The organism is Chryseobacterium sp. RU37D, from assembly GCF_900156075.1.
Taxonomy (GTDB): domain Bacteria; phylum Bacteroidota; class Bacteroidia; order Flavobacteriales; family Weeksellaceae; genus Chryseobacterium.
This window is the reverse complement of record NZ_FTMM01000022.1, coordinates 47791-54170: the sequence shown is the minus strand read 5'-3', so window position 1 is coordinate 54170 and position 6380 is coordinate 47791. Positions and strand designations below refer to the sequence as shown.

General features: G+C 36.7%; 5 protein-coding genes. 2 read left to right on the top strand and 3 right to left on the bottom strand.

The window, feature by feature from the left end; all coding sequences use genetic code 11:
• The first annotated feature begins 82 nt into the window (after positions 1-82).
• Positions 83-268: a helix-turn-helix domain-containing protein gene (locus tag BW926_RS11060; protein ID WP_083672310.1), complete on the top strand. Its 186-nt coding sequence runs from the start codon at positions 83-85 to the stop codon at positions 266-268.
• Between the two features lie 3 nt (positions 269-271).
• Here the strand turns inward: BW926_RS11060 and BW926_RS11055 are convergent, their stop codons facing one another.
• The 3 genes from BW926_RS11055 to glgB form a co-directional block, all read right to left on the bottom strand.
• Entirely contained in the window at positions 272-1540 is a 1269-nt protein-coding gene (locus tag BW926_RS11055) for a glucose-1-phosphate adenylyltransferase (protein ID WP_076447081.1), read from the bottom strand.
• A gap of 137 nt (positions 1541-1677) precedes the next feature.
• The gene (locus BW926_RS11050; RefSeq protein ID WP_076447079.1) at positions 1678-3084 is read right to left on the bottom strand and encodes a glycogen synthase; all 1407 of its coding nucleotides are present in this window, start codon (positions 3082-3084) and stop codon (positions 1678-1680) included.
• 8 nt (positions 3085-3092) lie between these two features.
• Positions 3093-5042: a 1,4-alpha-glucan branching protein GlgB gene (gene glgB, locus BW926_RS11045; protein ID WP_076447088.1), complete on the bottom strand. Its 1950-nt coding sequence runs from the start codon at positions 5040-5042 to the stop codon at positions 3093-3095.
• A 212-nt stretch (positions 5043-5254) separates the two neighbouring features.
• On the opposite strand from glgB, the gene BW926_RS11040 reads away from it, so the two are divergent.
• Positions 5255-6376, top strand: a complete 1122-nt coding sequence (locus tag BW926_RS11040) for an alpha/beta hydrolase-fold protein (RefSeq protein WP_076447087.1) — start codon at positions 5255-5257, stop codon at positions 6374-6376.
• Positions 6377-6380: the final 4 nt, after the last annotated feature.

The following is a 6380-nucleotide window of genomic DNA, read 5'->3' as shown; positions in this document are numbered from 1 at the left end:
TTAAAAGCTGGATCATAGATTTTTCGCCCTTGTTTCATACGTTAAAATTAAGGTTTTATGCTTAACTCTAACTGGAAGCTAAATTAGTATATCCAAACTACGTCAGCAAAAGAATCTTACACAGAAAGAACTTGCCTTCATGGTAGATGTAGAAATCTCTCAAATCACAAGAATAGAAAGAGGTATCATCAATACCTCTGTTCTTAATCTTATGAAAATTACCGATGCTCTTGAAATTTCAATGAGCGAATTTTTTAAGGATATATAGATTTTACCCAATATGCGTTCCCGGTGGCAGCACCGCCCCCTTTTTCACAACAACAATACCGTCCTGAACAGAATGTGTTCCGTAATCTCCGTCTGCAAGATGTTTTCCGCCGATGATCCTTACATTATCACCAATATAGCAGTTTTTGTCTAAAATCGCTTTTTCGATATAGCAGTACTTCCCGATACCCATGTTAGGCTCGCCTTTCCTGTCATTGTGTACAATTTCCGTGGTATTTTGATAGAAATCGGCACCCATTACGTAAGAATTTACGATGGTGCTTCCCTTGTCAATCCGTGTTCTGTTTCCGATAACGGAATTCTCAATTTTATCAGCCATAATGATGCACCCGTCACCGAAAACCGCTTTACTGACATAAGAGCCGTTGATCTTTGATGGCGGAAGCATCCTTGCTCTTGTATAAACCGGCGACGAAGAGAAAAGATTAAACTGTGGAAAATCCTGACACAAATCCAGATTGGCTTCGTAGAAGGATTCTATGGTACCAATATCTGTCCAGTATCCTTCAAATTGATAACTTAAAGTGGTATATTTTCCTATTGAACTCGGAATAATGTCTTTCCCGAAATCATCTCCCGCTCCTTCATCAAACATTTTTTTAAGAATGCTTTTGGTAAAGATATAAATCCCCATTGAAGCGAGGTATTCTTTTCCTTTTTGTTTGTTTTCTTCCGAAACCTCAGATTGCAAGCCATTAAGCATCTCATAGCTTGGTTTTTCCACAAAAGAAGTGATATTGCCTTCATCGTCAGAGCTTAAAATTCCAAAGCCTGTTGCATCTTTGGCATTTACGGGAATGGTTGCGATGGTCACATCACCACCTTTTTCAATATGGAAATCCAGCATTTCCCTGAAATCCATCTGGTAGAGCTGGTCACCTGAAAGAATCAGGATATAATCATAGTCATATTTTTCTAAGTGCTTCATCGACTGGCGTACGGCATCCGCAGTTCCCTGATACCAGTTGTCATTTTCAACATTCTGTTCAGCCGCAAGAATATCAACGAAACCTTTACTGAAAATATCAAAATGATAAGAGTTTTTGATGTGAGAATTCAGTGACGCAGAGTTGAATTGCGTTAAAACCAAAATTTTATTCAACCCTGAGTTTAAGCAATTTGAAATAGGAATATCTACCAATCTGTATTTTCCTGCGATCGGTACAGCAGGTTTTGATCTTGAATACGTAAGTGGGAACAACCTTGTTCCTCTACCTCCCCCCAAAACAATGGAAATAACATTGCTGTTCATAAATTATTTTGCGTTTATTTTATTAAATTTACTGTTGATTAAAATTTATTTGAATTTATTTTCAAACATTAAGAAATTAAGTTATTTTATTAATAATTTTAATTCATAACCAATTTATTTATTTTATTCTTTAAATTTTAATTATTATATAAAGCTATATATTTCTCCGCCGATTTTTCCCAGGCAAAATCAAAATTCATATTAGCCCGAATCAGATTTTCCATTACATCTTTTTGATTGTAAATCAATATAGCCCTGTTCATTGCGTGCATGATATCATCAACTCCCGGATAGGTAAAATTAATCCCTGCACCTCCTGTGGAAATATCCTCCACTGTATCTCTCAATCCACCGGTGTATCGCACAACGGGAACTGTCCCATACCTCATGGAGTACATCTGATTCAACCCGCAGGGCTCAACTCTGGAAGGCATGAGCAAAAAATCCGCTGAAGCATATATTTTATGTGAAAGATGTTCTTTATATCCTAAATCTAAAGCGAAATTGGTATAAGTGTAATTATATTCTTTCAGTTTATTCTCAATATAAGCATTTCCTGATCCTAAAATCATGATATTTAAAGCTCCATAACTTTGTTTTATGCTCCTCCAAACTACATCAGGAAGCAAATCCGCCCCTTTTTCCGTCGCAAATCTTCCAATGAAGGCAAACAATGGAAGTTCAGGCTTTAAGCCATATTCTTTGCACAGCTTTTCTTTATTTTTTTTCTTTTGTTCTACTGCATTTTTAACATTGAAATTAAAATCAAGCATCGGATCTGTTTCCGGGTTCCAGACTTCCGTGTCAATACCATTGATGATGCCATAAGCCTTTCCAAACTCATCGCGAACGAGGCTCTCCAATCCGCGAAAGCTTACGAACAGCTCTTCAAGATAACCTTGTGAAACTGTAGTAAAAGCACTTGCACATTTGATCATACTTGCTAAAGGATTTATCAAACCGTTCCAATCCATCAATCCCCATTTGTAGGCATCAAAAGACGGCATATAATTGGCCATTTCCCAGCTCATCATTCCCTGGTATTCCCCGTTATGGATTGTCGCTATAGTTTTTACCCCTTTTAAAAAGGAAAATTCCGGACAGTATTCAATCATAAAAGGTATAAGTCCCGTGTGATAATCATGGCAGTGCAATACATCCGGACGAATCTGCATCGCGCTCAACCAATGCAATGCACCATGCTGAAAAGCCAGAAACTGGAAGTTTTCATCCTGATACCCGTAAGGGTTCTCCCGATCCAGCAGCCCAGGAACTTTTACCATATACAGCTCAAATCCCAGGACATTGGTTTTCCCCTTCAAAACCTGTACCTGAAGCATATTCGGCCCCTGATGGATAAAACCATTAAAAACCAAGTCAAACTCATGATCATGAATGAAAGATTTATTGTACCACGGCATTATTACCTTAGCATCAACTCCTTTTATTTTATTCTGATATTTCGGCAAAGCACCCACAACATCTGCCAGACCTCCTACTTTTGCGACCGGATAACACTCCGTACTTAGATGATAAACTACCATTTTTGCTATTATCTTTTGTGTTGCTTGATTCTTTGTAATTTATATTTTTTTTCTTTTGTCTTTTTTAAAATAACTCCTGCCAATGGGGGCAGATTCAGGCTAATTGATTTCGGATGATACATATAATCCTCGTTCTGTTCTTTAAAAATATCTGACCTTATACCGCTTCCTGCATATTTTCCATCGTCAGAATTAAAAATAATCTGCCAATGGCTTCCGGCTGGCACCCCGATTTTATAATCTAAAACTCTTGGAGTAAGATTTAAAACAACAATTAAAACATCATCCTGTTTTTTACCGTTCCTTTTATATACATAAACAGAATTTTCAATATCATCGGCTTCTACCCACTCAAAACCACAATGATTAAACTGATTTTCATACATTGCTGTTTCTGATCTGTAAAGATGATTTAAATCTTTAACTAGACTCTGCAATCCTTTATGAACAGGATACTGCAGCAGATGCCAGTCTAAACTCCGGGTAAAATTCCATTCATTGGTCTGCCCGAATTCATCCCCCATAAACAAAAGTTTTGCGCCGGGGTGCGTAAACATATATACATATAGTGCCCGAAGATTAGCAAATTTCTGCCATTCATCTCCTTTCATTTTATAGATGAGACTTGCTTTTCCGTGAACGACCTCATCGTGCGACAAAGGCATCATATAATTTTCATTATGCATATACATTGAAGCAAAAGTCAGCTTATGATGATGAAATTTTCTGTTCTCGTGTTCTTCTTTAAAATAATCCAATGTATCATGCATCCATCCCATCATCCATTTCATTCCAAATCCTATCCCATCATCGTGTACAGGTTTTGTCAGCATAGGAAAATCAGAGCTTTCTTCTGCAATCGTAATGATATTATCTCCAAATTTTTTGTAAACAGCCTTATTAAAATCCTGCAAAAAAACTTTTGCTTCAAGATTAACATTTCCTCCATAAATATTTGGTTCCCATTCCCCTTCATTCCTTGAATAATCCAGATGAAGCATTGAAGTTACTGCATCTACACGCAATCCGTCGACATGATAACGTTCCAGCCAAAACATGGCATTTGAAATTAAAAAAGATTTTACTTCATTTCTCCCATAATTGAAAATATAAGATTTCCAATCCGGATGAAAGCCTTTCCGCGGATCTTCATGCTCATAAAGATAAGTACCGTCAAAACGATGCAACCCATTAGCATCACCAGGAAAATGAGAAGGTACCCAATCTAAAATCACACCAACATCATTTCTGTGAAGCTCATCAATTAAAAACATCAAATCTTGTGGTGACCCAAAGCGTGAGGTCGCCGCGAAAAATCCTGTGATCTGGTAACCCCAGCTGGGATCGTAAGGGTATTCCATCACTGGCATAAACTCTACATGGGTGAAACCCATTTCTTTTACATAAGGAACTAGTTTTTTTGCCACTTCGCGGTAATTCAGGAATCTTTTCGGATCACTGCCTTCCCTTACCCATGAGCCCAAATGAATCTCATAGACTGAAATCGGGGCATTCAGTGTGTTTTTTTTCCAGCGGTTTTCAAGCCATTCTTTATCATTCCATTCATACCAGGTCGTTGAAACTAGCGACGCAGCCTGAATATTCTGTTCCCAGCTCAGTGCATAAGGATCACTTTTTTCTAAAATTTCTCCCCTTCCAGTTTCAATCGCATATTTATACAGTGTTCCCCACGTCAGCCCAGCAATAAACCCTTCCCAAATTCCCGATCCATCCCACCGAGGGAATAAAATATGGTCTTTGTGATTCCAGTTATTAAAATTTCCGATTACTGAAACTTTTTTTGCATTTGGTGCCCAAACCGAAAAATAAACACCAACTACACCATCCTTTTCAGCAGAATGTGCACCAAATTTGTCATATAGCTTATAATGTTTACCTTCTTTAAAAAGATAAATATCATGATCCGTAAAAAGTGTATATGTTTTAACCGAATTCATCACGGCTTTAATTTAATTTTATATTTTCTTTGAAACTACAAAAAAAATTAACAAAAAATATTAATTCTATTGAAGTAATATGCATGCTAATTCTGTTCCATCACTTGCTTTTATCAAATATATAATAATTTTTATCACTCTATTATGATTTTAAAAATAATTTGATATAAAAAGTTTTTTATAAATTTAGCCGTTAGAAAATTAAACACATGATGAGGTTTGAACTTTATAGTGAAGAAATTGATAACAGAGTCATCTACATTACAGGGAATTTCAACAGCTGGAACCCTAAAGATGATAATTACCAGCTTAATCAATCCGATCCCAATAGATATTTTATCGAAATAGACGAGTCACTTCTACCTAATGAGATTGAATATAAATTCACCAAAGGTGGATGGGAAAACGTAGAGCTAGATAAATTCGGAAACATTACCCCTAACAGGAAAGCTTTAAAATCTGCAAAAAAAACTTCTGATACCGTTGAAAAATGGAGATTGAACTGGGGCCCTTTCAAAAAAGAGTATTTTCCTATTGTAGAGATTATTTCGGAAGAATTTTACATTCCCCAGCTTGAACGTTACAGAAAAGTCTGGGCGCTTTTGCCTTATGATTATTATATTTCCAATAAAAGCTATCCCGTTTTATACCTTCAGGATGCCCAAAACCTCTTCAATGATGGCAGCGGCTACGGAAATTGGGAAATCGACAAAAAACTTTCTATTTTAGCAGAATACGGACGTGGAGACGTAATTATCATTGCCGTAGAACACGGAAGTGAAGAAAGAATCAAAGAATATATTTTTGATAATGACAATGTCGCGAACGGATCTGAAGGGAAAAAGTACATCCGTTTTATCACCGATACTTTAAAACCCTTCGTAGACGAAAACTACCGCACCAAAAAAGACCGCGACAATACAGGAATCGGGGGAAGCTCACTGGGTGCGCTAATTAGCATCTACAGCGGATTTCTTTATCCTGAAGTATATTCAAAATTGTTAATTTTTTCCCCATCACTTTGGGTGGAGCCAAATAATAATTTCCCAATGATGAATTTCCGGGTTCCTTTTAAAACAAAAATCTATCTTTATGGAGGTGGCCAGGAAGGTTCAAAAATGGTCAAAAGAATTCATATTTTCGAAGAATATTTAAAGCAATGGGAAAAGAAAAATCTGTTTGATTTCGAGTTCAGGACGAATATTAATCCTGAAGGCACTCACAATGAATTTTATTGGTCCCAGGAGTTCCCGAGAGCCATCGAATGGCTGTTTTATGATAACAGAGAAAATCCTGTAGAAGTAAAACCTCATCAAAAAAGCATTAAAGATTAAAACT

What these genes read in the sequence shown, in the direction of transcription:
- glgB (WP_076447088.1), bottom strand. Translation starts at nt 5,042, where the DNA reads ATGAATTCGGTTAAAACATATACACTTTTTACGGATCATGATATTTAT.
- BW926_RS11055 (WP_076447081.1), bottom strand. Translation starts at nt 1,540, where the DNA reads ATGAACAGCAATGTTATTTCCATTGTTTTGGGGGGAGGTAGAGGAACA.
- BW926_RS11050 (WP_076447079.1), bottom strand. Translation starts at nt 3,084, where the DNA reads ATGGTAGTTTATCATCTAAGTACGGAGTGTTATCCGGTCGCAAAAGTA.
- BW926_RS11040 (WP_076447087.1), top strand. Translation starts at nt 5,255, where the DNA reads ATGAGGTTTGAACTTTATAGTGAAGAAATTGATAACAGAGTCATCTAC.